Origin of the sequence: Cyclobacterium sp., from assembly GCF_014762705.1 — a bacterium.
GTDB lineage: Bacteria > Bacteroidota > Bacteroidia > Cytophagales > Cyclobacteriaceae > Cyclobacterium.
The window spans coordinates 1-26,320 of record NZ_JABURL010000097.1 but is presented as its reverse complement, the minus strand read 5'-3'; the positions used below and the strand labels follow the sequence as shown (position 1 = coordinate 26,320).

21 protein-coding genes and 1 tRNA gene are annotated in these 26,320 nt (G+C 41.5%); 9 read left to right on the top strand and 13 right to left on the bottom strand.

Translation table 11 applies throughout. The annotated features are described in order from the left end of the window. Nucleotides 1-113: 113 nt before the first annotated feature. Together HUJ21_RS19400 and gap are read left to right on the top strand one after the other, a co-directional pair. On the top strand, nucleotides 114-299 hold the full coding sequence (locus HUJ21_RS19400; protein WP_291372179.1) for a hypothetical protein: 186 nt from the start codon (nucleotides 114-116) through the stop codon (nucleotides 297-299). 288 nt (nucleotides 300-587) lie between these two features. Next, entirely contained in the window at nucleotides 588-1,592 is a 1,005-nt protein-coding gene (gene gap, locus HUJ21_RS19395) for a type I glyceraldehyde-3-phosphate dehydrogenase (protein ID WP_166146790.1), read from the top strand. Between the two features lie 46 nt (nucleotides 1,593-1,638). On the opposite strand, the gene HUJ21_RS19390 is transcribed toward gap, so the two are convergent. Together HUJ21_RS19390 and HUJ21_RS19385 are read right to left on the bottom strand one after the other, a co-directional pair. Continuing rightward, nucleotides 1,639-2,094 carry a DUF1801 domain-containing protein gene (locus HUJ21_RS19390; protein ID WP_291372178.1) on the bottom strand — a complete coding sequence of 152 codons (456 nt, stop codon included), beginning with the start codon at nucleotides 2,092-2,094 and terminating at the stop codon, nucleotides 1,639-1,641. Nucleotides 2,095-2,146: 52 nt separating this feature from the next. Beyond that, complete coding sequence (locus tag HUJ21_RS19385) at nucleotides 2,147-3,712, bottom strand: neutral/alkaline non-lysosomal ceramidase N-terminal domain-containing protein (RefSeq protein ID WP_291372177.1); 1,566 nt, start codon at nucleotides 3,710-3,712, stop codon at nucleotides 2,147-2,149. Nucleotides 3,713-4,126: 414 nt separating this feature from the next. On the opposite strand from HUJ21_RS19385, the gene HUJ21_RS19380 reads away from it, so the two are divergent. Further along, complete coding sequence (locus tag HUJ21_RS19380) at nucleotides 4,127-5,392, top strand: hypothetical protein (protein WP_291372176.1); 1,266 nt, start codon at nucleotides 4,127-4,129, stop codon at nucleotides 5,390-5,392. Nucleotides 5,393-5,557: 165 nt separating this feature from the next. Here the strand turns inward: HUJ21_RS19380 and HUJ21_RS19375 are convergent, their stop codons facing one another. The 3 genes from HUJ21_RS19375 to HUJ21_RS19365 form a co-directional block, all read right to left on the bottom strand. After that, complete coding sequence (locus HUJ21_RS19375) at nucleotides 5,558-6,685, bottom strand: mannonate dehydratase (RefSeq protein WP_291372175.1); 1,128 nt, start codon at nucleotides 6,683-6,685, stop codon at nucleotides 5,558-5,560. Then, nucleotides 6,678-7,886, bottom strand: coding sequence for an acetylxylan esterase (locus HUJ21_RS19370; protein WP_291372174.1), 1,209 nt, complete (start codon nucleotides 7,884-7,886; stop codon nucleotides 6,678-6,680). Before HUJ21_RS19370 ends, HUJ21_RS19375 begins: the two co-directional genes overlap by 8 nt. Before the next feature lie 107 nt (nucleotides 7,887-7,993). Further along, nucleotides 7,994-10,501, bottom strand: a complete 2,508-nt coding sequence (locus tag HUJ21_RS19365; RefSeq protein WP_291372173.1) for a M56 family metallopeptidase — start codon at nucleotides 10,499-10,501, stop codon at nucleotides 7,994-7,996. A gap of 568 nt (nucleotides 10,502-11,069) precedes the next feature. Between HUJ21_RS19365 and HUJ21_RS19360 the strand changes: the two genes are divergently transcribed. Then, entirely contained in the window at nucleotides 11,070-11,489 is a 420-nt protein-coding gene (locus HUJ21_RS19360; RefSeq protein ID WP_291372172.1) for a hypothetical protein, read from the top strand. A 102-nt stretch (nucleotides 11,490-11,591) separates the two neighbouring features. On the opposite strand, the gene HUJ21_RS19355 is transcribed toward HUJ21_RS19360, so the two are convergent. Further along, nucleotides 11,592-11,665, bottom strand: a tRNA-Arg gene (locus HUJ21_RS19355). Between the two features lie 37 nt (nucleotides 11,666-11,702). Further along, entirely contained in the window at nucleotides 11,703-12,917 is a 1,215-nt protein-coding gene (sucC, locus tag HUJ21_RS19350) for an ADP-forming succinate--CoA ligase subunit beta (RefSeq protein WP_291372171.1), read from the bottom strand. A gap of 249 nt (nucleotides 12,918-13,166) precedes the next feature. Here sucC and HUJ21_RS19345 point away from each other — a divergent pair, with 249 nt between their 5' ends. The 5 genes from HUJ21_RS19345 (at nucleotide 13,167) to HUJ21_RS19325 (ending at nucleotide 17,315) form a co-directional block, all read left to right on the top strand. Next, nucleotides 13,167-13,820 carry an ABC transporter ATP-binding protein gene (locus HUJ21_RS19345; protein ID WP_291372170.1) on the top strand — a complete coding sequence of 218 codons (654 nt, stop codon included), beginning with the start codon at nucleotides 13,167-13,169 and terminating at the stop codon, nucleotides 13,818-13,820. An 87-nt stretch (nucleotides 13,821-13,907) separates the two neighbouring features. Next, nucleotides 13,908-14,855: an acetyl-CoA carboxylase carboxyltransferase subunit alpha gene (locus tag HUJ21_RS19340; RefSeq protein WP_291372169.1), complete on the top strand. Its 948-nt coding sequence runs from the start codon at nucleotides 13,908-13,910 to the stop codon at nucleotides 14,853-14,855. 59 nt (nucleotides 14,856-14,914) lie between these two features. Continuing rightward, nucleotides 14,915-15,718, top strand: a complete 804-nt coding sequence (locus HUJ21_RS19335) for a patatin-like phospholipase family protein (protein ID WP_291372168.1) — start codon at nucleotides 14,915-14,917, stop codon at nucleotides 15,716-15,718. Continuing rightward, complete coding sequence (locus HUJ21_RS19330) at nucleotides 15,715-16,272, top strand: 1-acyl-sn-glycerol-3-phosphate acyltransferase (protein WP_291372167.1); 558 nt, start codon at nucleotides 15,715-15,717, stop codon at nucleotides 16,270-16,272. Before HUJ21_RS19335 ends, HUJ21_RS19330 begins: the two co-directional genes overlap by 4 nt. Before the next feature lie 86 nt (nucleotides 16,273-16,358). Further along, complete coding sequence (locus tag HUJ21_RS19325; RefSeq protein ID WP_291372166.1) at nucleotides 16,359-17,315, top strand: YihY/virulence factor BrkB family protein; 957 nt, start codon at nucleotides 16,359-16,361, stop codon at nucleotides 17,313-17,315. Here HUJ21_RS19325 and HUJ21_RS19320 read toward each other — a convergent pair whose 3' ends face one another. The 6 genes from HUJ21_RS19320 to HUJ21_RS19295 form a co-directional block, all read right to left on the bottom strand. Further along, nucleotides 17,316-18,083, bottom strand: a complete 768-nt coding sequence (locus HUJ21_RS19320; protein WP_291372165.1) for a glucose 1-dehydrogenase — start codon at nucleotides 18,081-18,083, stop codon at nucleotides 17,316-17,318. Nucleotides 18,084-18,221: 138 nt separating this feature from the next. Beyond that, complete coding sequence (locus HUJ21_RS19315; protein ID WP_166146818.1) at nucleotides 18,222-18,419, bottom strand: hypothetical protein; 198 nt, start codon at nucleotides 18,417-18,419, stop codon at nucleotides 18,222-18,224. A 115-nt stretch (nucleotides 18,420-18,534) separates the two neighbouring features. Further along, nucleotides 18,535-19,233: a TetR/AcrR family transcriptional regulator gene (locus HUJ21_RS19310; protein WP_291372164.1), complete on the bottom strand. Its 699-nt coding sequence runs from the start codon at nucleotides 19,231-19,233 to the stop codon at nucleotides 18,535-18,537. Between the two features lie 52 nt (nucleotides 19,234-19,285). After that, on the bottom strand, nucleotides 19,286-20,575 hold the full coding sequence (gene tyrS / locus HUJ21_RS19305) for a tyrosine--tRNA ligase (protein WP_291372163.1): 1,290 nt from the start codon (nucleotides 20,573-20,575) through the stop codon (nucleotides 19,286-19,288). A 99-nt stretch (nucleotides 20,576-20,674) separates the two neighbouring features. Next, the gene (locus tag HUJ21_RS19300) at nucleotides 20,675-21,706 is read right to left on the bottom strand and encodes a PorP/SprF family type IX secretion system membrane protein (RefSeq protein ID WP_291372162.1); all 1,032 of its coding nucleotides are present in this window, start codon (nucleotides 21,704-21,706) and stop codon (nucleotides 20,675-20,677) included. Then, a partial coding sequence (locus HUJ21_RS19295) for a gliding motility-associated C-terminal domain-containing protein (RefSeq protein ID WP_291372161.1) occupies nucleotides 21,703-26,320 on the bottom strand: 4,618 nt, incomplete at its 5' end. The genes HUJ21_RS19295 and HUJ21_RS19300, both read right to left, overlap by 4 nt.

The following is a 26,320-nucleotide window of genomic DNA, read 5'->3' as shown; positions in this document are numbered from 1 at the left end:
TTACATTATGCTTATTGTGATTTCATAAAGTGGCCAGGCTTAGCCTTGAAACAATATGCCAGATGCCCCGCCAATCGGCGATGATTGCCATTCCGCCCGGGCCAAAAAAATAATTGAAAATCAAAACCAATAGTCAGGCAAGCAGGAGTAAAAGGAAAAATGGAGTAAGGACTCCCGGAAAAAAAGGTTTGGGATTCGGTCAAATTGACGTAAAATCAGCCAGTTTGATTTCCACTGCCACACCAAACATGATGACCCCGGAGGACACGTTCATCAGAAGCAAAGAATTGCCTTTATAATTAATCCGTAACTGATCGATTTCTTGCTTTGGTTGATTTAGTCCGAGCCAAAAATAGTACAAATTTTCTTTCCGGAATGCTTTTGTGTGCAGAGGCAAGTTTTTTCAACTAATCAAAAGCAAAATTTCAATGATAAATTAAATTTTTATAAATTTGACCATTGAAAATTTTGGATAAGTGATTCGAAATCCCTGTTTTACCAATTATAAATCGTTCAGTTTTGAAAGATTATCAGGGTTATTTCAATATTAATCAATCTTTTATAACGAAAGAATAGACAACTACATTATGAAAAAAATCAAAGTAGGTATCAATGGATTTGGTAGAATTGGAAGACTTGTTTTCAGGGCTGCTCAGGAAAGAGATGATATTCAGATTGTTGGTATCAATGACCTGATCGATGTTGATTACATCGCCTATATGCTGAAATATGACTCCACCCATGGACAATTCAAGGGTGATATAGCCGTAGAAAATGGCAAATTGGTGGTCAATGGGAATGCTATCCGCGTGACTTCTGAAAGAAACCCTTCTGATTTGAAATGGTCGGATGTGGGAGCTGAAATCGTAGTGGAATCCACCGGTTTGTTTCTTACCAAGGAAAGTGCCAAGGGGCATATCGATGCCGGTGCCAAAAAGGTAGTAATGTCTGCCCCATCCAAAGATGACACGCCTATGTTTGTCATGGGGGTTAACGAATCTTCCTACACTTCAGACATGACATTTGTTTCCAACGCATCTTGTACTACCAATTGCCTGGCTCCATTGGCAAAGGTTGTCAATGACAATTGGGGAATAGAAGAGGGCTTGATGACGACAGTACATGCGACAACTGCCACGCAGAAAACAGTAGACGGACCCTCAGCCAAGGACTGGAGAGGCGGAAGAGGCGCTGGTCAAAACATCATCCCTTCCTCAACAGGAGCTGCAAAGGCTGTTGGAAAGGTTATTCCGGAATTGAATGGAAAACTGACCGGAATGGCATTCAGAGTACCTACTCCCGATGTATCTGTGGTAGATTTGACCGTAAGGCTTTCAAAAGGAGCGACGTACGAAGAGATTTGCGCCAAAATGAAAGAGTCGGCTGAAGGAGATTTAAAAGGTATCCTTGGATACACAGAAGAAGCAGTTGTTTCCAATGATTTTATTGGTGATGCCCGTACTTCAATTTTTGATGCCGGGGCTGGTATTCAGCTTAGTGATAAGTTTGTAAAACTGGTGGCCTGGTATGACAACGAATGGGGCTATTCCAACAAAGTTGTGGACCTGGTGAGTTATATCGCTAATAAATAAAATTAGCTTTCAATAGTTGAAAATAGGGTTGGAATTTATTTCAACCCTATTTTTTTTGCCCCTTTTCATAACTCATGATCCATTCTTCCATAGATATTTTTTCCAACAACTGTCCAATGAGCTCATAGGGAATGGCATCAGCTTGCCTGAACCTGATACAACTTTTTCCCATATCCAGTTTTCTGCTACTGTGTTTGGGGTACTCCTCCCTGAACCAGCTCAGTAGGGCCTCATTGGTATACAACCCGAGGTGGTAAAGGGCTATATAATTTTTCTGATTGGCCAGATTTAGAAAGGGTAAGGGCAATTTCGGGTCGGCATGATACCCCTTGGGGTATTTGTCCAGTGGAACCACATAGCCAATCATCCCATAACTGATAGTTTCTTCAAAACCTTCAGGAAGATGATTTTTGATTGTATTTCTCAATTTTGTGAAGGCATTTTTCCTGCTCTCGGGTACGGATTCCAGGTATGCGGCAATGTTGTCAGGAGCTTTAGACATGGTCTCTGGATTAAATTAGGGGTTGGATTTTACTATCGATTTCATGGGTGTGTCATTTTAATGAACTCCCGAGCTCTTTCAGGATATTCAGGGTTTCGCGGTGCAAAATGGGAGCCGTTTCCGGACCCAGGGAATTGATTTCCCCATAAGGGGCTTTTTCTTTACCATAGGTAAATGGTGGATTTTCATCCCATTGACTTTTTGGGACAATATAGCCAATCATGTCATTCGACATACCACTGAAAAACCGGTACTTCCCTGGCATTTGGCTTCTGATAGCCGGAACTTCTACCGGATCTATCCCAAAATCACCGCCATCTGGCGATTCCACTCCTCCATTTAAAATTTCCGGATACAGCTCTCCCGGAACGTGGACAAATGAGGCAGGGCCTATTTTCCAGGCATTGACCTCAGACCTGACCTTTCCCCATTCGACAAAGCCACGATCGAAAACACCTACAAATGCGGCCAGCCGAAACAGCTTGTTTGTCATCGGTAATTTAACAGTTTTTGCCCTCAGGTCAATACTTCCTTCAGAAATACTGTCCATTCCAAGTTTCATCGTTTCAAAGGAAATTTTAGCCAATGATTTTCCCTGTGCATCAATCTTTTGAATGGAGGCTTTGCTGATTTGCTCTCCTGTAAAAGGTTCTGCTACCGGGTCATTTGGACGGGTAGTCATTAATCCACCCAAAGCGCCATTCAAAAAAATCGCCACGCCCCCCAATCCCTGATGAACCACGGAATCTTTTAAATGGATGCCTTCCTCCATATAATGCCGCCAGTAATGAGGGAAATCAGCACTGATCAGGGTATTATCGGCCCATAATGTTTCAGGGTGATTGCCCCAATTTAACAGCATTCCCAGGGTTTGGCCGGTTTCCAATTCCTCTACCTGCATGATTCGTATTGCAGCATCATAGATTATTGGTTCTCTGCTGTCCCCCACCAAATGTGCTGCGTCCCGTTCATTGACGGCAAATTTAAGTTTTGCCGGTTTAAGACTTTCATTGGCAGCAAGCACGGATTTCTCTATCCCATCAAAAACCAGTTGCTGGTAATTCTCATTTACTCCTCTGGTAAAGGGGCCAGGCCCCCACATACCCATCATATCAGGTGAAGAATGAACATGGGTGCTGCTGATAATGAGGTGATCTAAATCAGTCATTTCCAGTAGTTTTTTCCTTAGACTGATAACCTCATCATTTCCAAAGCCAATCATATCAATGACGCAAAGACCTAATTTAGATTTGCCATCATCCAAAACCATTGTCCTTGCCCACAATGGATCGTTGATACCGCTGGCAGGTTTATTTTGGTGAAATCCTGCTATCCAAATCGGGTCAAATTTCCCGTTTTCGTTGAGATCCTGGTATTTATCCCCATCGGCCTCATTGAAACGGGCATCTCCATTGGCATCTGTCCAGGTATCAAAGTTTACCGGACTGATTTCTGCTTTGGCGAATCCGGCCTGTAGCGCGGAAGGCTGTTCATTTTTAATGCTAAGATCCAGCCAATAACCTTTATGGCGATCCCTGAACTGGTAGGAGCCGTAAATAAAAATCAACAGTAGGCCAAATGCCAAAAAGAACAGGGTGTATTTTATCCAGGTTTTCATTTATAAAATTTATACATAATACGACCTCTTTTCCAAAAGGACCACCAAATGAATGTCAGTAAGTGAAATTGAAATTTTATTTATTCCGTTTTTTGACAAATCTTCAAATTTTTTTATTTTCTTTTCAATTCACTAATATGGGAAAATTATTGGTTAAAATACCAATTTAACCAGTCCTGGCGCAGGTATATAAAATTCTTTTCAGAAGTTTTGTTTCCAGCAAAGAAAGGCTAAAACAGTGGGTACTGACAGCCAATAGACTCGCAATATTTAGTGATGGTTTTAACTATTCAATAATCTATCAAGGTTTATGGCTGAAAAATAAATCATTCAGAATTGCCAACCTAGGCCAAAAATTCATCCTGCAAGGATTTGGGGAAACCCTTATATTTGGATTAAATCAAAAAATCAACGATGATAAATAGAAGAGATTTTGTCAAATCCGGTTTATTGCTAAGCTTTTCCATGGGTTTTGCCCCTAAATGGATTTCCTCTCCATTGTATAAAAAGCCTGTACCCATTACCGAAGGTCCTCACGGGCATTGGTTTGGTTATTATGACAAATGGCAAATCGATCCAACTGGTCGCTTTGCTTTGGGATGCCGGGTTGGATTTGAGGGAAGGTCCCCTAAAGAAACGGATAAACTGGAAATTGGGTTGATTGATTTGGAAAATGACAATCACTGGAAGAAGATTGGAGAATCAGGGGCCTGGAGCTGGCAGCAATCCTGCATGTTGCAATGGATTCCCGGTTCATCAGAAGAGGTAATCTGGAATGATATTGAAAATGGGCAATATGTAAGCCGGATTTATGATGTTCGCAATGAAACTTCCCGTATACTGCCCAAGCCGATATATACCCTGGCACCTAATGGGGCCTTTGCGGTAGGAACGGCCTTCAACAGGATCCAAAACCTGCGCCCGGGGTATGGCTATGCAGCTGTTACAGATCCCTTTCAATCTGTTAAAGCACCGGATGAAATAGGCCTGTACACCATGAATTTAAAAACAGGGCGCACAAAGGATTTATTGAGTTTGGCAGATTTGGCAGCAATACCACATTTGGGCAATGATGTTTCTGACAATTGGCATTGGTTTAATCACCTTTTGGTAAGTCCTGATTCCAATCGCATATTGTTCCTTCACCGATGGCGGCCGGAAATTCTGGAGAATCAAGTCATGGCAAGGACCGGGTTTATTACCCGAATGATTACCGTAAATACCCGGGGGAAAGACCTTTATGTGGCTGACCCTTCTGGAAATTCTTCCCATTTTGTGTGGAGAGACCCAAAGCACATTTTTGTATGGACTCGTCCTATAGGAAAGCAGGCAGGGTTTTGGTTAATTAAAGACAAAACCGAAGAAATGGAGTTGGTAGGTAAGGAGGCCATGGACAGAAACGGGCACAACACCTATGTGCCTCATACCAATGAAGAATGGGTATTGAATGATACCTATCCGGACAAAGACAGAAATATTACCTTATACCTGTACCATATTCCAAGCGATCAAAAGGTTGTTTTGGGCAAATTTCATTCTCCGGAGCAATTTGTAGGTGAGTGGCGTTGTGACCTGCATCCACGTTGTGATCAACAGGGGAGAAGGGTGTTTTTTGATTCCACCCATGAAGGCAGCCGGCAGATGTACTACCTGGATATTTCAGATATAGTTGGTACCTGATGGTTCAACCCGGACCATACAATTGGTTTCTTGGAAACCAGTTTCGAATATCTGAAAAGGGTGGAATTGCATGAAAATCTGGAAGCTTGGAGATGGAGGCAAATCCGCTATGGTGAATTTGAAAACTACTACAAAGTGTCTGATTTCAAGCAATTTTGGGTTTTCTCAATGACTGCTTTTTCCTACTCCTTCCATCAGGCCCCTGATATAGCCTATGGCATATAATGTTCCAATGGTACTGTAGCCAGGTTTTTCATTGCTGTCACCTGCCATTGTGGGCACATGATCAGGCCGAATGGGTCCCCTGAATTTGATGTCTTTCAGGGCCTGCATGGCAGCAAACATATCTGTTTTCCCCTCATCATGGAAGGTCTCTTCAAAGTTATTCTTATCCCCTTTCACATCCCTGAAATGAACAAAATGGATGGCTTCATTTTGACCAAAATACCGAATGGCTGAAGGTATGTCTACCTCATTATCTTTATCCCCCATTGAAGCAAAACTTCCCTGACAAAAAGTAATACCATTGAAGAAACTGGGGTACATGTCCAACAACCTTTTGAAGGCATCTACTGAAGTCATTATTCTGGGAATTCCCTGAATATGGGATATGGGAGGATCATCAGGGTGAAGTGCCAATTTTATTTTATATTTTTCTGCTTCCGGTATTACGGCATCTAAAAAGTATTGGAGATTGTCCCACATCCGTTCATGACTCAATTCGCCATAATCACTGATCAAGGGTTTATCTTTAATATCTTCTATATCAAAAGCACTTACCAGAGCACCGCCTCTTCCTTTTCTTTCCATATCGGTTCTGGCCCAACTGATTACAGGCATCCAATTGTAGCAGATGGTATCTATTCCTTCCAAAGACAGGTTTTTCATTAAAGTGATGAAATTGGAAATTTCTTCATCCCTTCCCTCTAGTCCTAATTTTGTCCTGGTCCCCAAAGAAGGGGGACCTTCGATAACGGTCAAGGTGAGCCCTTCCTTTTTCCATGCTTCCTTTACTCCCCGAATTACTTTCCTGGACCAAGGCTTTTGACTGTTTAGACCAGCCATATTCGGATTAATTCCTCCTACTGCACCCGTTACATCCATTTGTCTGGCCAGTGCTGTTTTCCATTCTTCAATCCCCCAGAAATACGCAAGACAGAGTTGCATGCCCAGGTCTCTTAGGTAAGCGGCTGACCTTACCGCACCGGGAAGGTGAAAATCCAGGGGACCGGTTAGTCCCATTCCTGCAAGTCCACCGGCCTTTTTCAAAAACGATCTTCTGTTTTTACTCATTGGCTAATCCATAAAGACGGCTCGCAAAATCCATGTATTGCTCCCAATCATAGGGAGTAAGGTTGTGTTTTCCTTCACGAATGTGATGTCCGGCATAAGGTAAATGAATAGGGGATTCCACTTCCGGTAGATCTGCTGGTAAATTGCCATTCATCTGGAAGATTTCCCGATGCACTCTTGTGCCAAGGACCAGGGAAAGATATTCCCCCTTGGGGTCTGCCCACTGGTCTTCGGAGGCACTGGCTACATATACTGCTCTGGGAGCAATAGAGGCAATAAGCAGGTGCTGATCCAGAGGCAGAAGGTCTTCCTGATCATTGTATTGGTCAAAATTGTCCGTAAACCAATAGGGGAAATTGGTATTGATACGCCTGATAGTTTCCCCAAACCTTCTTCTGGACAAAGCTGCCCCACCACAACCTGAATTATTGGAAATGGTAATGGCCCAGCGGGCATCCTGCGCTCCGGTCCAGAGAGATGCTTTTCCTCCCCTGGAATGACCTACCACAGCGCCTTTTTTGGCATCAATCTGTGGATCTGTCTCAAAGTAGTCCATGGCCCTCATGGCTCCCCAGGCCCAGGCACCAAGGCCCCTCATGCCATTTTCCCTTTCAAGTTGCTCGGGGTACAAAGTTTGAAGGATGTCTTCCTTGAAGGTGTCGTTGTTGTCATCCGAGACATCCTTAACATGAAAGGTAGCTGCTGCAAATCCCCTTTCTACAATAGCCTCTGCAGGCCAAAAGCCCATTTTCACTTTTCGGGTAGGATCAATATTCTCCGGATCACGGTGGTTGATCAATAGAAATACTGGTGCAGGTTTAATAGCATTTTTTGGAATAAAAAGAATCAGCCTCATTGAAATTGAGCCTCCATTGCGCGCTACCCGAATGTCAATTTCTTTCAAATGGGCATTACCGTCCATGGCCTCTTTGTCTTCAGAAACAAGGTTGAAACTGAGTTCGTCCATACTTCCGGGAATTTGACCGTAAACATTGTCCTCAAACAGCCGCAATATCTCAACTCTTCTTTGGTGTTCCCAATCCTGAATAGACGCAACCACTTCTCCTTGTTGTGAAACGAATGGATCGGGTAGAGAATAGTTCGGAACCAGCGATTCGTCGTAATTGAATTCGTCCTGGGCACGGGTATGTGAAAAAGAAAAAAACAGGAGGCTCAAAACAATAAGCGATTTATTAGGCATGGTTATTTGATTGTTGGATTTATATAAATGCAATATAAAAAAACCTGCCAAAATACAGAAAATCATTTTCTAGATTTTGGCAGGAGTAATCAGGTTGGCAGCTTCTTTTACTTTTTGGTGGTAATTAGAACCACACCATTTTTTGCTTTTTTTCCATATAACTTGAATTGGTTACTTTTCAATACTTCAACGGATGCAATGTTTTCGGGACTTGTATTGGAAAGGAAATGCGTATCAGTTTGAACGACTCCATCCAGCACGTATAATGGTTCTTTGGAGGAAGTAAGGGATTCGGAATAAGCTTCTCTGGCATAATGAATTTTATTAAAACCATTATCCCGCAATGCTTTTTGCACTTCCTGCACAGCTCCCATTTTTACTCCCTCTGAACCATAGAATACAACTTCTGACTTTTCCGGGTCCCACTGATGGTACCTGATCAGGCCAGACATGCCTTTCGAAAGCCCAATATTCAGCGGAAGGATAATGCCATTAAAATTGATATAGTCCTTATTGATGATTTTCAGGGGTAGTTTTTGGGTCAAAGCCGGTAGTTCAGGTCTAAATCCGTTATTCCCGCTACCAATGTAGGCATTGACCGTTATTTCTTCTCCATACTTATTTTTTTGGGAGGGAGGGAGGCCATATTCTTCACCCCGAAGCTGAAAGGTTACCGGCAATAGTATAAGGTATTCATTTTTAGCCTTGACAGGCTCCAATGCGGGGATATCTTTCAGCACCTCAAGCAATTCCTTCTCAGCGGCAGCGGATGGACTTTCCAGGATTTTGTAGTGAATTACCTTTCCCGTTTTATTTGTTTTCAATTGGACCAAAACGGTGCCAATATGATCGTTTTTATTATTGCTAAACGGAAATTTAAGGTTTCTCACCAGGTATTCCCTAGCTGCATCACCTAATGCGATGGCCCCTGATTTCAGATCGTTGGTATCTTTTTTAGCGAAGGAAAAATTAGCAAAAGCAAAATTGGCAGAAGTCGGATTAACTTTATTGCCCCGGGTTGCTGCTGCTTGCTGCCTCTTTACAGGTTCAGGTGTAGTTTGCTTGCGATCTGTAGCAGAACTGATATTGGGATTTGAGGATACATACAGCCTGGTATGGACCACTACAGCCACAGCCTGGCCATTATGTTGGCCTGAATTCCATTGGGGGGCATGCGGGCTTTTCATGGCATCCAGTAATTGTTGATCTACCAGCCCATTTAAACTTTTCTTAATGACGGGATAATTGATTTTACCTTCCCCGTCAATAATGAACTCCAGTTCTACGGGGTCAGATGCGGCAATGAATTCACCTTGTGGTAATTGGACCTGATTTTGCAGATAACTGTACCAGTTTCCCCAGCCCTTCGATGGTTCAGGTTTTTTTTCCACCTTGTCGAATGGAAGCACATTCGCATACTGTTTCACCAAGGTCGAGTTGTTGCGCAAGGATTCGATTAATTGTAGAATTCTTAAGTAATCGTTTTCATTTTGTATGCCTGAAAATTCATAAGAAAGTTCTCCCAATTGTGCCACTAGCCGTTGATTTTCCAGCATACCGATGCTTTCATAATGAATGGGGTTTTTGAGGTTTTTGACCTTTATGCCAACCTGAATGGAGTCCTGCGCAGCCAATATCTGATTCTTTAAAAAATATGTAGGTTGGGTCTTGAACTGATTGAGCATGGTGATTCCCTTTTCTGTTTTCATAGACACCAGACCAAAGAGCATAAGCATCAATGGGAACAGCATGAGTAACTTAAACCATTTTACTTTATGAGGCCTTTTCATCATTACGATCCTTTTTAATGTGGAAGATCGAATAAAATAATTACCAATGGGCAGGTCAATCCCCTTGAAAGCCATTTTTACCAGCAATCTGGGGTAAGATTCTCTATTGACCGTTTCTTTTAATACATATGCATCTGCTTGATATTCATGTAAATCTATCAGCGAAAACCGCATTAGATGTATCATGGGGTTAAACCAAAACAGGATGCTAAGAAACTGGTAATACAGTACATCGTAAGTATGCTTTTGTTTCACATGTTCCAGTTCGTGTTGGATGATCTGCGTTTTTTCATTCTCAGTCAGGTATTCATTTTCATCCCAAAAGATCTTATCAAAAAAGGAAAATACGGGAGCCATACCAAAGGTAGGCACCTTGAAATAATTCTCTTTTAAAATATACCTGGTCTGGTACCAGCCTCTTTCTAAAATTTGGCGTAACTGAAAATATTGCCACAATAGCTTGGTAAATAAAATCATCACTATTGCCATATAACCCAACAAAAGATAATCTGTTATTTCCCACAATAATGGTAGCTTGCTTCCGGTAACAGTTATTTCAGGAAGGCCAAAAGTACCGACAATTTCCTGGCTCTCATCGGTTTGTATTGCTTTAAGAAAAGCCGTGTTTTCAAGAGAAATATTTGGTTTTTCAAAAGGCACATGGATTTTTACCAAAGGAAAAGCCAAGGCCAAAACTGGAGTTACCAACAAGTATATTCTATTCAATAAAAATGTCTTTTCATTTTTCAGAAAGACCCAGTACAACCCATAAAAAAAAGCCAGGCAAAAAGTACTTTGCCAGATGTAATTGATCAGATGTGCCATATTTTTTAATTTAAACGGTTGATTTGGTGAATGAGCCTCTTTTTAAAATAAGTACGAATTAGGGTATTTTGATGGCTGTCCAGATACAGAAGATTGTATACCATCAATCCCTTTCGTTTTTGTTTTACAAGGCTCTAGCTTCAATTATTAAATGGGTTAAATCAGTTCTTTTGACTTGTCTTTTGAGTGAAATGCAATACAAAATAAACTTAACCATTTAGTTTTTAAATTCCAAACTAATCATCTTCTTCTTTTAAAAATTTTTTAACTGAAGAAAGGAAACCACCTTTTGCTGAGTAAGTAGTATTGGTCCACCGGAATTTATTAATCTGGTTTTATATTTATTTTCAATGAATATTTTTTACTACAGATAATGTAAAGCCTTCTGCTTTATATTGAAACTATATGTAAAACTATCTCCGTATTCCAATAACATAATTTATAAAAAGCAAAAGATGAAGTTAAGTAAAGCTAATTTTGGTATAGTATTTGTTAATTATATATAAATTGTTGTTATCTTACACGGGTATAAACTTTATTTATCAAATAAATCTTAATTTAATATTTTATGTCAATTCAGGAGTTTTTAAGCAAGCATGCAGACCTTCCAAAAACAGACAGTGTGGTCTATATGGAAGATGCTGATGGAACGGTATTTCATTCTATAGATGAAGCGCATAAAAAAGGAAAACACCCTTTTGTAACCAAAAATGTAAAAGATACCGCACTGGCAGATCTTGGTGAATTGGGTATTCACTCCAAGGCTGAGGCATCCAAATTCATAGCCCTTGTTCAGTTTATATATGGAGTGGATGTTAAGAGCGATAAACCCACTGGGAGAGGAAGAAGAACTTACTCTAATCAGGAAAAGTCAAATATTCTTGCGGCCTGGAAACAAGCTGAAGCAGAGGGTAAATCTAAAGCAGAATTCAGTAAGGAGACAGGAGTGACCTATCAGACCTTGTTTAAGTGGATCAAGGAATCTTAAAGTTATTTAATGATTCCGAAGGGTGGGTGACTTAATTTTTGTTGTAAACTCTTTAAATAGTAAAATAAAAAAGCCCCCTGCTGTAAAGTAGGGGGCTTTTTGTACACCCGGAAGGATTCGAACCCTCAACCCTCGGAGCCGAAATCCGATATTCTATCCAGTTGAACTACGGGTGCCTGCAGACAATTATGCCGCAATATTAGTAAAATTAATTCAGGCTTTCAGTACATTTTGTACTTTTTCTGCCGCTTCTTTCAGGGTAATTGCAGAAGTAACCTTTAAGCCAGACTCATCGATGATTTTGGCCCCCTCTTCCGCATTGGTTCCTTGTAATCTGACGATAATTGGAACTTGAATATACCCTATGGATTTATAAGCTTCTACCACACCGGTAGCAATTCTATCACACCTTACGATTCCGCCAAATACATTGATTAGAATGGCTTTTACTTTTGGATCTTTTAAAATGATCCTAAAACCTGCCTCAACGGTTTGTGCATTGGCTCCTCCACCTACATCAAGGAAATTCGCAGGTTCCCCACCTGATAGTTTGATCATGTCCATGGTAGCCATGGCCAAACCTGCACCATTTACCATACAACCCACGTTGCCATCTAATTTCACATAATTCAAGCCAGACTCTCCTGCTTCTACTTCCAGTGGATCTTCTTCATCAAGATCCCTCATTTCAGCAAGCTTTTTGTTTCTGAAAAGTGCGTTGTCGTCCAGATTAACTTTAGCATCTACAGCAAGAATCTGATCATCCGAGGTTTTTAAAACTGGATTTATCTCAAATTGTGAGGCATCTGTAGCATCATATGCTGCATATAAGGCCATGATAAATTTAACCATTTCCTTAAAAGCATTGCCTGTAAGTCCCAATTGAAAGGCAACTTTTCTTGCCTGGTAAGGTTGAATTCCCATGGAAGGATCTATCCACTCCTTGATGATTTTTTCGGGATTGTGTTCAGCTACTTCTTCAATATCTACACCACCTTCGGTGGAAGCCATAATGACATTGCTGCCTGTGGCCCTGTCCAATAAGATGGAGAGATAATATTCTTTTGGTTCAGATTCTCCCGGGTAATATACATCCTGTGCTACCAGTAATTTTTTAACGAATTTACCCTCCTCCCCGGTTTGTATGGTTACCAATGTACCATTCAAAATATTTTTGGCTTTTTCAGGAACTTCTTCAAGAGATTTTGCCAAAACCACTCCACGTGAGCCGGTCTCTTTTATTTCTCCTTTACCCCTGCCACCAGCATGGATTTGTGCTTTTAGAACATACCAGGAAGTTCCTGTTGCTTCATTCAGTTTTTTAGCAGCTTCAACAGCAGCTTCAGGGCTATCGGCAACAATACCTTCCTGAATTTTAACTCCGTAAGATTTTAAAACTTCCTTTGCTTGATATTCGTGTATATTCATCCTGGTCAAAATTTTTGCCCGAAGTTAATGTCAATTGTCCGATAATTCAAGATTTAGACATTGCTTTTTAGTGTTTCATGTAATCTTTACCTTTTTCAGGTTTGGTTTTTAAAGCTTATTGCTTTAAAAACCAGCGGAATAACTGATTAATAAAGGCTAAACCCTACAAATTATCTTATTTTTTAAAATTTTGATTAATTTTACAACAAACCTTTGTTTAGGTTTACACTTTAATTTTGACTGCTATATATGTTAACTGCTCAATCTCTTCAAAAATATTATGGGGAACTACATGTGCTCAAAGGAGTAGATGTTACTATTCAGAAGAGTGAGATTGTATCTATAGTCGGTGCCTCGGGGGCCGGAAAAAGCACACTGCTTCACATTTTAGGAACACTGGACAAAGCTGACTCAGGATCATTGGAAGTAGATGGATTGGATATTTTGAAGCTGAACGGGGACAAATTAGCTGCCTTTAGAAATGACCGTGTGGGTTTTATCTTTCAATTTCATAATTTATTACCAGAGTTTACGGCAGAAGAAAATATTTGGATTCCAGGTCTTATAGGCAAAAAACCTGAATCCTTCCTCAGGAAAAGAACGCATGAGCTGGCATCATTATTGGGTATTTCTTCCAGGCTTTCACATAAACCTGCCGAGCTTTCTGGTGGGGAACAGCAGCGGGTTGCTGTGGCCCGGGCCCTGGTAAATAATCCCGATATGATTTTCGCTGACGAACCCAGTGGAAACCTGGATACCCAGAATGCACAGGCATTACATGAGCTTTTTTTCAAATTAAGGGACGAGTTTGGTCAGTCTTTCATCATTGTAACCCATAATCAAAGTCTCGCAGGAATGTCAGATAGGATGCTGACAATGAAAGATGGAAGAATTATCACCTGAATGACAGGTTCCTTTGGTATCTTTGATGAAGGTGGAGCAGGGAATCAAAAATTAATAATTAACTTTGGGTCTTTAAAAATGCACTTTATGGTATTAGAATTTGAAAAACCTATAGCTGATCTGGAGCACAAGATTCAAGAAATGATTCAATTGGCTAAAGGAAAAAACATTGATTTATCCGCAGATATACAATCTCTGGAAGAAAAACTTCAGGTGTTAAAAAAGGAAACATTTTATAACCTTACCAGGTGGCAAAGGGTGCAACTCTCCCGACACGGTGACCGGCCATATGCCCTGGATTATATTTATGAAATGACCAATGATTTTATCGAGTTGTTCGGGGACCGCACGGTAAAAGATGACAAGGCAATGATTGGTGGCTTGGGTGACATCAACGGTAGGACAGTCATGTTTATCGGCCAGCAGAAAGGAAGGAATACCAAACAAAGGCAAGAAAGAAATTTTGGGATGGCCAATCCTGAAGGCTACCGCAAAGCCCTCCGATTAATGAAATTGGCTGAAAAATTCAATAAGCCTATCATTACCCTGATTGATACTCCTGGGGCATTTCCTGGAATTGAGGCTGAGGAGAGGGGACAAGGAGAAGCCATTGCCAAAAATCTTAGGGAGATGTTTAAGTTGAAGGTTCCTGTTATTTGTATCATCATTGGTGAAGGAGCCTCTGGAGGTGCATTGGGAATAGCTATAGGAGACAAGGTATACATGTTGGAAAACACCTGGTATTCTGTCATTTCTCCGGAATCTTGTTCTTCCATTTTATGGAGGAGCTGGGACTATAAAGAACAAGCAGCAGAAGCCTTGAAACTCACAGGGCCAGACATGCAGGAAAACGGACTCATTGATGCCATCATAGAAGAACCTTTGGGTGGGGCACACAGGAACATGCAGGATATGGCCGTTAGAATAAAAAATCAGATAATCGCTGCGCTGTCTGAGTTGGATAAAATGAAACCAGAAAAGCGAATCGAAAAGCGCATTGATAAATTTTGTGCCATGGGCATTGTTAATGAATAATTTTGGTGGAAGAATCCTCCCACTGTTGGATTATATAGAGGGATATATACCACGTGATTTTGGAGAACAAAAATAAAATAGGTGTCGTGCTCTCCGGTGGAGGAGTACGAGGCATTGCTCATTTAGGTGTATTGCAAGCCTTCAATGAAGTGGATATTTATCCCGATTATTTGTCAGGAAGTAGTGCAGGTGCCATTGCGGCTGTCATGTATGCTTATGGGCATAAGCCAGCGGATATTCTTGACATTATCATTCAAACCAATTATTTCAAATTTTTCAGACCCTCCATCAGTTTTAAGGCTTTGTTGAAAATGGATCTTTTGGAAGGCTTATTTGCAAAATACCTGCCCATTGATAATTTTTCAGCTTTAAAAACACCCGCTTTTATTGCTGCTACCAATATTCAAAACAGCCAAACAGTTTTTTTCTCTGAGGGGCCACTCATAAAAAGACTGATGGCATCCTCCTGTATTCCAGGTATGTTTGAGCCAATATTGATTGAAGAGGGCTTGTTTGTGGACGGGGGGGTGTTGAATAACCTACCTGTAGAACCTTTATTGGATAAATGCCACACCATAATAGGGATAAATTGTAACAATTTACCCCTACTTCAAAACATCAGTCATATTAAGGGGCTTATTGAGAGGACTGTCATCATGTCGATGAATTACAATGTATACAGTAGAAAAAGTATGTGTGATTATTTCATAGATCCACCTGGTCTGGCCAGATATGGAGTATTGGAAATCAAAAAGGCAAAAGAGATCTATGCAGCGGGGCTCAATGCTGGCAGACAGTTTCTTGAACAAAACCCTCAATTATCAGGTCTAAAAAATGAGGACTACCATCCTACAAAACAATGAAGTTACTTGCAAAATTAATATTTTGGATTTCAGGCTGGAAAATTTCAGGTAAATGGCCCGATGGCGTAAAGAAAGCTGTTTTAATCGCTATTCCTCATACCAGTAACTGGGATTTACTATATGCGAGGTCTGCTTTTTTTCTAATGGACGTACCCGTTAGGTTTACCATCAAAAAAGAGGTAATGGTGGGTCCTCTGGGTTGGTTGATCAAATCATTAGGAGGGATTTCAATTGACCGCAAAAGAATGCCTGGAAGAAGGAAACAGACCTACACCGAGGCCATGATCCAGATGTTAAAGGAAAGAGAGGAATTAGTGATCATGGTGACCCCCGAAGGAACCAGAAGTTATGCTCCCCGTTGGAAGACAGGCTTTTACCATATTGCTTCAGGTGCGGATGTGCCCATAGTAGTTGGTTTTTTAGATTACAAAAGGAAGCTGGCAGGCATTGGACCTGTGGTCAGGCCAAATGGTAAAATGGAAGAGCAGATGGAAGAAATGAAGGCTTTTGGAAGGACCATTACCGGCAAGCATCCCGATCAGGGAATTCGCTAAAGTTTTATTGTTCAAATTGATTTGCCATTTAAGGTATGATTTTTGGTGATTTTCACTGGATTCATTTTATGCAATTTGTTTGAATAATGATAAAGAGTAGAATTAAAAGGTTAAAAAGGTTTTCTTTTTTTGAAATTATCATCGATAGTGTCAAGGAATTTGGCAAAAGTGATTCGGTCACTTTTGCCGCTTCAACCGCTTTCTATACCATTTTTTCCTTGCCAGCCCTGTTGATCATCGTATTGAATATTGCCTCGGTACTTTACAGTGCAGATACCGTCAAGGATGAGTTACTGACCCAGGTTTCCGGTTTGATTGGGGAAGAAAGTGCCCAAACTTTGGATGATGTCATGAAAAATGTTTCTATTAGTGGGCAAAAAGTTTATACCCGGATATTGGGGATAGGGATCTTAATATTCTCTGCAACCACCGTTTTTGTTAGCCTTCAAAACAGCATTAATCATATTTGGCACATTAAATCAAAACCTGAGCGTGGCTTTTTAAAGTTTGTGATTAACCGGCTGCTAAGTTTTTCTATGGTAGCTTCTATAGGTTTCCTATTATTGGTGTCATTGCTGGCAGATGCCCTGATTGTAATATTTTTGAATTATTTTTCTGAGGTTTTTGATACGGGTACTTTAAAATTGGCGTCAGTAATTAATTTTTTGGTTACACAGTCCATTCTTGTATTGATTTTTGGTTTGATGTACAAAATTCTTCCGGATGCAATCGTAAAATGGAGAGATGTCTGGTTGGGTGCTTTTGTGACGATGGCCTTGTTTGGACTGGGCAAATACCTGATAGGACTCTATATGGGTAATGCAGATGTGGGGAGTTATTATGGTACTGCAGGTTCTCTGGTAGTGGTCTTGATTTGGGTTTATTATTCGGTACTTATTTTTCTTTTTGGGGCCCAATTGACCTATTTTATTGCTGAAAATGTAGGGGGGCAAATTGTACCTATCAAACAGGCGGTAAGAATTAAGATAATAGAAGAAAATGGAGAAGATGAAGAATGTGAAAACGATGCCAATCCAAAGTAATCAGGCATTAAATCCACCGTCTACAGTAAAAACAGCGCCTGTAGTATAGCCTGAGGCCTGAGAAGCCAGAAACAAAGCCATCGATCCGATTTCTTCTTCCTCACCTATGCGTTTCAGTGGAAGATCGGCTAAGAATTTTTCTCTGATAGTTTCATCGGACCACAATACTTCAGAAAATTTGGTTTTGATCAAGCCCGGACAGATAGCGTTCACCCTAATATCGTAGGTCCCCCATTCTTTGGCAAAAACCTTGGTCAGCGAAATCAGCGCCGACTTGCTGATACTATACAATCCAAGGCCTTTTTCAGGTGATAAACCGCTTATTGAACTGATATTGATGATCGATGCGGCCGAGGATTGCCTTAAAAACGGTAAACTCAATTTGGAAAGCTCGTAGGGTGCCTTTACGTTCACGTCAAGGACTTTATCAAACAAATTTAAATCTGTTTCCTCAATAGGCCCGAAAATCGGATTGGTCGCAGCATTATTAACCAGTATATCAATCTGGCCATATTTTTCAATGGTTTGATTAATCAGGTTTTGCCTGTCATCCGGATATCCAATGTTATTGGCGATACCAAAAACCTCATAGCCTTTTTCTCTTAATTTATGTGTGGCTTCATCCAACCTATCCTGATTTCTACTGTTGATCACCACTTTTGCACCCGCTGCCGCAAAAAAATGGGCTATAGAAAAACCTATACCCCGACTTGCGCCTGTAACAATAGCTACTTTATCCTGTAAAGAAAATAATGAACTTAAATCCATAATAAATGACTATCTAAAGAGAGAAAATTATAAAGCCAATTTAAGTGAATAATACCAATAAATATTCATTACGGAAACAAATAATTAATGAATCAAGAATATTTAAACGATATTAGCCAGGATGAATCAGAATCAAAATTATTCTTTATTTTCACGCTTTTTCTGGGATTCAGGATTGTCTTCCATGTTTGAAACTTCCTTCCCTAAAACTTCTTTGGAGGAAATTTCCTGACTGGCATCAACTTTACCTTTTTTCCTGTTAAATATTCGTTTGAATATTAAGAAAAGGGCCAATATTATGGCCAATACAAATAGTGCTCCTATCAATAAATCCATGAGATGCTTTTAAGTTTTTATTTGACTTATTATAGGTGCAAGAAAGGTGCCTAACCCTTCAATACTGTGGTTTTATTTCAAAAAACACCAATGCTATACTGTTGTAATTCTAAAACTAAAATAATTTACCCTGTACTGGCGGGCTTTTATAGGGGTTATCACTGCCTTTCAGAATTTCATAGAACAGTTTTAAAAATCCATTTTTCCAGCTTTCCGAATTGATCCTGATATCGGAGGGTTCAAGCCGGATAGAGCCACTTAGCTGACAATAGCCAATCATCATGCTCCATAGCGTGTAAAATGTGCTTTCTGCCTGAAGATCAGGTCTTATGCTTCCATCTTTGATCCCTTGAGAGATGGCTTTGATCCCTAATTTTGCCAGGTCATGATGGCTTTGTAGCAACTTATTAAAATACTGACTATCCAAAAGCAGGGGATTAACCTTTTCTCTGTCCTGATGGTATTGATTCAGCGTAGATAAAAAATACAGCAAGGCATCATGGTACACTTTTTTTTCCTGAGCAAAAGAAAAGTAGCCCTCCACCAAATCTGTCATCACGTCCAGGCCTGTTTTTTCCTTGGCCTTTCCGAAGGATTTAAAGATCATATCCTTTAATTCATCCATACCTTTCCTGGTGATGGCCATGTATAAGTCTTCCTTACTTTTAAAATAAAAATAGACCAGACCCTTGCTTATTTTGGCCCTTTTAGCCACATCCTCTACTTTGGTGCCGTGAAAACCTTTCTGTCCAAATAATTGGAAAGCTGCTTCAAGGATTTTTTTTTCTTTTTGTTGTCTTTCGTAAACCCCCATATTTATTTGGGTTTTGATGAACTTTAATTAATATACCCGGAGGTAAATGAATTTAAGCCTGAACCGTGATGAGGTAGTAATTTTTTTTCCCTTTCTGCACCAATAGGTATTTTCCCTGAAGCAAAGGTACTTGAACGGATTTCTGGGGATCAGCAACCTTTGTTTTATTGATTGAAAGGCCTCCTCCCTGAATAAGCTTCCTGGCTTCCCCTTTGGAACTGAAAATGGTTTTATCGAAACAAAGAAGTTCCAATACATTTTCTATGGAATCGAAAGCTTCCCTATCTATTTTCATTACCGGTACCCCGTCAAATACCTGCAAAAACGTTCTTTCATCCAATTTGGAAAGATCTTCCAGAGAAGAATTTCCAAATAGAATCCCGGATGCTTTTAATGCCATTTGGTATTCACCCTCGCCATGTACCATACAAGTGATTTCCTGAGCAATTGTCTTCTGTAAAAGTCGCTGATGGGGAGCTTCGGCATGTTCTTTTTCCAGTGTTTCAATGGCCAATTTATCCAAAGTAGTAAAAATCCGAATATAGCGGGTTGCATCTTCATCAGAGACATTCAACCAGAATTGATAAAAAGCATAAGGAGAGGTTTTCTCCGGATCCAGCCATACATTGCCTCCTTCGGATTTACCGAATTTGCTGCCATCCGCTTTTGTAATCAAGGGTACGGTTAGTGCAAAGGCTTCCCCACCTGCTTTCTTTCTGATCAGTTCTGTTCCTGTGACAATGTTTCCCCATTGATCTGATCCCCCGAGTTGAATGCTGCAGTCATTGTGCTTCCACAAATGGTAAAAATCATAACCCTGAATCAATTGATAGGTAAATTCAGTGAATGAAAGACCATTTCCTTCCTCCAGCCTTCTTTTTACTGAATCTTTCGCCATCATGTAATTGACGGTAATGTGTTTGCCTACATCCCGGATGAATTCCAGAAAAGAAAATTGAGCCATCCAATCATAATTGTTGACCAAAATGGCTTTGTTTTCACTTGATACATTGAAGTCTAAAAATTTTTCCAGTTGCTTCCTGATGCCGGCGATGTTTTTGTCAAGAGTAGCTTTATCCAGCAGGCTTCTTTCGGTAGATTTAAAGGAGGGATCTCCGATCATTCCCGTAGCCCCACCAATAAGGGCCATCGGCTGGTTTCCTGAGCGCTGAAAATGAACCAGGGTCATTACACCTACCATATGACCGATATGGAGAGAATCAGCTGTGGGGTCAAAACCCAGATAGGCTGCAGCCCTTCCTTTTCTCAAATGTTCCTCTATACCCGGGGTCATGTCCTGTAGCATTCCCCGCCACTTTAGCTCTGCTATAAAATCATTCATGTTGTAGGCTTTTTAAATGCGTCCGCAAATATAAGGCATCCGGGGAAATTGAAGGAATGAATAGGGTTTATTATGGCTGAATTTCGCATTCCTCCATTTTTAATAATTCCAATTGGCATTTCCGGGAGGACAAGGCAAAAGCGTATCCCTCAAAGATTTCTTTTTCAGATCTGTAAAATAGATGGAAATTTCATGGGAGACATGGGCCGGATTACTGAACCTATTCAACATGTAATCATAGCTATATGCCATGGTGATACCGCTTGGCAGGTTAAATCCCAGAACGGCATTGATCGAATTTTGGTCTGGCAAATCATTAAATCGGGTAATGTTTCTAAATCCCAATCCTCCGATGAAATTTTCTACCTGCAACTGTGGAATCAATTCTATTTGTTGAAAAGTTCCTTGTCTTTTGTAATTGAAGGAAACCGAAAATACTTTTCTAATGGGATAGGTTTTGAACATCCTGTTGTCCAGGTTTTTGACATATCCTCCATGTACACCCCATTTAATGGGGAGATTATTGCCAATTCCATCATCCAAAAAGCCAATATTTGGCCTGGTGACGTGGTGGCTGCTGATCCCCAACCAAAAGTCCGGAACCTGAAGCAATGCCCCGAATGAAAGATCCGGATACCAATTGCTGTCTTCTCCCGGAAGCCTGTCAATGGTAGTGGGATTGACGGTACGGTTTAACAAATCAATCTGGTCACCAAAAACCAATTCCTCAAGTGTGAGGCTGCGGTTTACCACACCAAATTGTCCACCAAACCGTAAGAAGCTTTCATCTCCCAATTTTAACCTGTAGGAAATGTATCCCGCAATATCTGCAGACCTTATGCTTAAAAAAGATTCGGTAAACTGTGAGGCAGACAGGCCTATACCCACATTGGATTTGTCCAGGTAGGTGTCGAAGTAAAATCCTGCTGCATTAAAATCATAACCCAAACCCGGCCATTGTTTGCGGTAATTTAGCCCTACTCTGCTGGTCTCCATGGCGCCGGCAAAGGCAGGACTCAGGTTTAGGGGGGCAGCATAAAACTGGGTGAAATGAAAATCCTGCCCTATGGCTTTATTCCAACCTGTAATCAGGCAGAGACATGCTATTCCTATGGTCCATAAGTTTTTCATTCCAAAAGCATCAATGCACCGGTGTCCGAAAATTCCCTTCCATCAGTGGTAGTAAAATTCAATTTGTAAACATAATTCCCGGGTGTGGATTGTTGTCCCCGATAGCTGCCATCCCATCCCCTGGAATCTATTTCTTCGGTATGGAAAAGTATTTCACCCCATTTGTTCATGATGGTAAAAGAAATCTCTTCAATATAAAGGAATTTGGGAAAGAAATAATCATTGATCCCATCACCGTTAGGACTGAATACATTCGGGACCTTCAGAAAGTAATCCAATATTTCAATTTCAAATGTTGTTGTAGAGCTACAATTCCAGAAATCATAGGCAGTCAAACTAACTTCATATATGCCCGCTTCCTGATACCGGTGTATGGGGCTATCTTCAAGACTGTTGTTCCCGTCACGAAAATCCCAGTAATAGCTGTCAATATTGCCACTGCTGTTGTTGATAAATTGTACATCAAAGTTGACAAGGTCTTCTCCATAGCTGTCAAAAGAGGCTGAAATATAGTCTCCATCAACCAATATCTGGCTATTTTCAACCTCAAAACTTCTGCTTTGGGTGCAGCCATAGCCATCTGTAACCGTCACAGCATAAGTTCCGGGTTCATCGGTAATCATGCGGTAACCCTCATCAAAAACTTCACCATTGCTCCATTCAATAGTATAGGGTGCTACTCCGCCGTCCACATTGATTTCGAATGTTTCACTGATCCCCCGGGGTTCGCATTCAATGGAGGTAGTGGATACCATATCTATTGTAATAGGAGTGGGTCTGTTTACCCTGAAAGTTTGACTGACAAAACAACCGGATTGATCTGTGATATCTACGGAATAGGTACCATTGGTCAAGCCTGAAATTCCCGCTGTGTTGGCTCCATTGCTCCATTCGTAGTTGTAGGGAGGGGTGCCCCCTGAAACCACCAGGTCGATAGCTCCACTTCGCCCATCTTCACAGGATAGGGCATCCCGGATTTGCTCCACTACCACCAAAATATCAGGCTCCGCAATGTTGAATGACCTTTGAATGGTACAACCTTTTGCATCTTCCAGTAGCACATTGTAGGTTCCTGGTCCAAGGTTATAGATAGCAGACTGCTCAGGGCCATGATCCCATATGGCCCTTACCGGAGCCTCGCCTCCTTCCAGGTTAAGCAAAATGCTCCCATCAGCAGCCCCATTACAAGATATTTGATTGACTTCCGGGGCTACATCAAAAACCGGTAAATCCTCAATGGTCGTTTCCCTTACCAGACTGCAGCCGTTTGCATCGGTTACCGTAACCTGATAAAAGCCAGGACCTATCCCTGAAAATTCTGTTTGTGTGGAGCCAATGTTCCAACTTACCTGGTAGGGGGCTTCACCCCCGGTTATGTCAACAGAAAGGTTGGCATCATTTGCGTTGAAACAGGATATTGGGGTTTGGTTGAGTGTGGCTTCAAGGGCTTCCTGCGGCTGGAGAATCTGAATTTCGGGTATAATGGCCACACAACCATTGGCATCTGTGACACTAAGGGAGTAGTTGCCAGCAGGAATATTTTCCAGGTTTTGAGAGGTCATATCAAATGATGTACCATCCCGGGTCCAATCAAAAACATAGGCATCAGTTACCCCTCCCCTTACTCCTACAGAAATGCTCCCGGTGGCTTCTCCAAAACAAAGCACATCTTCCGTTTCCAGCAAAGTTACTTCCAGCAAATCTGGCTCATTGACAGGAAAGCTTTCCCTTGCCTCACATCCATTCTCATCTACCAGCAGCACTTCATAAATACCCGGAGATAATCCGGATATTTCGGTGGCAGTTGAAGTGAAATTGTTGGGACCTGTCCATGAAATGGTGTAATTCTCGGTACCTCCGGTAGGAGCGAGAGAAATACTTCCATCATTCGCTCCAAAACAACTGATCTCAAAACCATTGAAGCTACTGATTGAAGCATTCAAATCAAGTGGCTCAGGGGAAAGTATTTCCAATTCCTCAGAATTGACTGCGCAGCCATTTTCATCGGCAACAGTAAGCTGGTAAGTGCCTGGGCTTAAATTAGAAATACTAAGTTGGTCTGAAGAAAACCCCTCAGGCCCGGTCCACTCAAATGTATAATTTCCAGACCCTCCGGCTACCGTAGCTTCAATGAAACCATCAGCAGCACCAAAACAACTGATATTAAAACCGTTATAGGAGGACAATTCAGTGGATTCAATCTGTACACCTTCATCTGGCTGAGTGATAAGCAGCCCTGCTAATTCCTGAAAACACCCATTGGCATCCGTCACCTGGACGGTGTAGTTGCCTGCTGGTAGGTTGTCAACAATCCAGTTGATGTCCGGGGTTGGCGGTGTGTCACGGCTGATACTTCCATCCTGATTTTCCAGACTAAACAGGTAGGGGCCTGCTGAAGGTCCGCTAAGGCTAACCCCTAATTTACCCGTTTCCTGTCCAAAACAGGCAACATTTTCTTTTTCATCAACCAATTCAACTATTTGCAGGCTTTCAGGCTCCGTAAGGTTATAGCTGCTGTTGATCTGGCAGCCGTTTTGATCGGAAATCAATACCTCATACACCCCGGTTACCAGGTTTTCCAGGGAGGTGTCATTGGAAGTAAACCCATCCGGGCCTGTCCAGGAAACGTTTATTGGTTCATTTCCACCTGAAATGAGCAGATTGATAAAGCCCTCATTTCCCCCATTACATTGTATGCCAAAACCATTGAAATCTGAGACTTCATCGGTTAAACTCAAGGCTTCAGGTTCGGTAATCTCAAAGGTCTCTGTCAAAGAACATCCTGATTCGTCAGTTACCGATAATTCATAATTGCCCGGTGCCAGATCAGTAAGGGCATTGCTATCAGAAGAAAAACCATCTGGCCCTGTCCAGGATAAAACCACAGCACCTTGGGCTCCTTCTACCTCAAACGATATAAAACCATCGTTAGCTCCGTTACAAGATATTTCAAAACCGTTGTAATCTGAAACCGAAACATTGGTCAATTCAAGACCATTTTCCGGTTGCACAATGGGAATGTCTTCGATGATTCTGCTACAGCCGTTAGAATCAGTGACCCGAACCCAATAATTTCCAGCAACCAGGTTGGTCAGGTCCAACCTGTCTGCCGCAAAATCATTAATGGTCCTTAGGGGCACAGTTTTACCCATTTCACCAAGCTGTATTTCGTAAGGAGGAACTGAAAGACTGGTTAAAGCGATTGCAATGGCTCCGGTATCATCCCCAAAGCAAGTGATATTTACCCTTTCGTCTGGAATCTCTTCGATGATCAATTCCATCGGTTCTTCCAGTAAATAACTGGATTCAAGTATACAACCATTCGAATCTGTTATGGTTAGTTCATAAGACCCTGGGCTTAAATTTTCTATGATTGGATCCGTGGAGCTGAATCCGTCAGGCCCTGCCCAACTAAAGGTAAACTCACCTGTGCCGCCAGCTGGGTCAGGATTGATACTGCCATCTGCACTGCCAGAACAACTGATCTCGAAACCATTGTAATTCGGGATGACTTCGTTTAGGGTGATGGGGGTAGGGGCGATAAGTTCTACTGATCCGATAGTTGCGGTACAATTGTTCTCATCGGTAACGATGAATTGATACTGTCCCGGAGCCAAATCAAAAATATCCTTTTCGGTGGATTCAAAGCCATCCGGGCCGGTCCAGAGGTAGTCCAGTGCACCTTCTCCGCCGTTAATTTCCAATTCAATGCTCCCGTCATTCTGACCGGGACAGGAGATCTGAAATCCATTATAGTCAGAAATGACCGGCTCTTCAATTATTAATCCCGTATCGGGTTGATCTATAAGGATGTCGTCGATTTCAAAAGTACAGCCATTGGCATCCGTGACCACCAAACGGTAATTACCTGCGGGCAGGTCTGAAATGAATACTTCGCCGAATCCAAGAGAGACTATCGGATCCTCTTTAATTCCTTCTGAAGCACCGTCCCTAAATGCCTCAAAAAAGTAAGGTCCAGTAGTGGGTCCATCTACTTCCAACACAATCAAGCCCGTTTCTTCCCCGAAACACTGCACGTCTACCCTCAGGTCTGCCCGCTCGATCATGGATAAAGGGTCTGGTTCTTCTATGGTGAAATTTTCTGCGATGATACAGCCATTGGCATCGGTCAGTAAAACTGCATAATCCCCCGCTGTCAGACCTTGCCGCTGCATGGCATCATCACCTGCCTGGGCAGTCAATTCATTCAATGGGGAGGGATCAGGTGCATCCACATCTGCAAAATTACCCAGATACCAGTCAATATTGAAAGGTTCAGTGCCTCCTGTTGGAGCTATGGTAACCCAACCATCACCGGCTCCATTGCAGGAAATAGCATTAAAATTGGCATTTAACTCCAGGGGATCAGGCCCTTCTACTACGATCAGTGGGGTTTCAAAACTACAGACCAGGGGTTCTACATTAGGAATTTCGGATTTCCTTACACTTTCGGTGATTTCCGCATAATAACTTCCGGCTGGAAGGTTGGAAAGGGTACTTCTCACGCCGGAAATTTCCCCTGATATCGATACGAAATTATTATCCCCACTGCCCAATTCATCACCACCACTTGTATACCATTGTATATCTGTCTCTAATAACCATCTCCGAGCC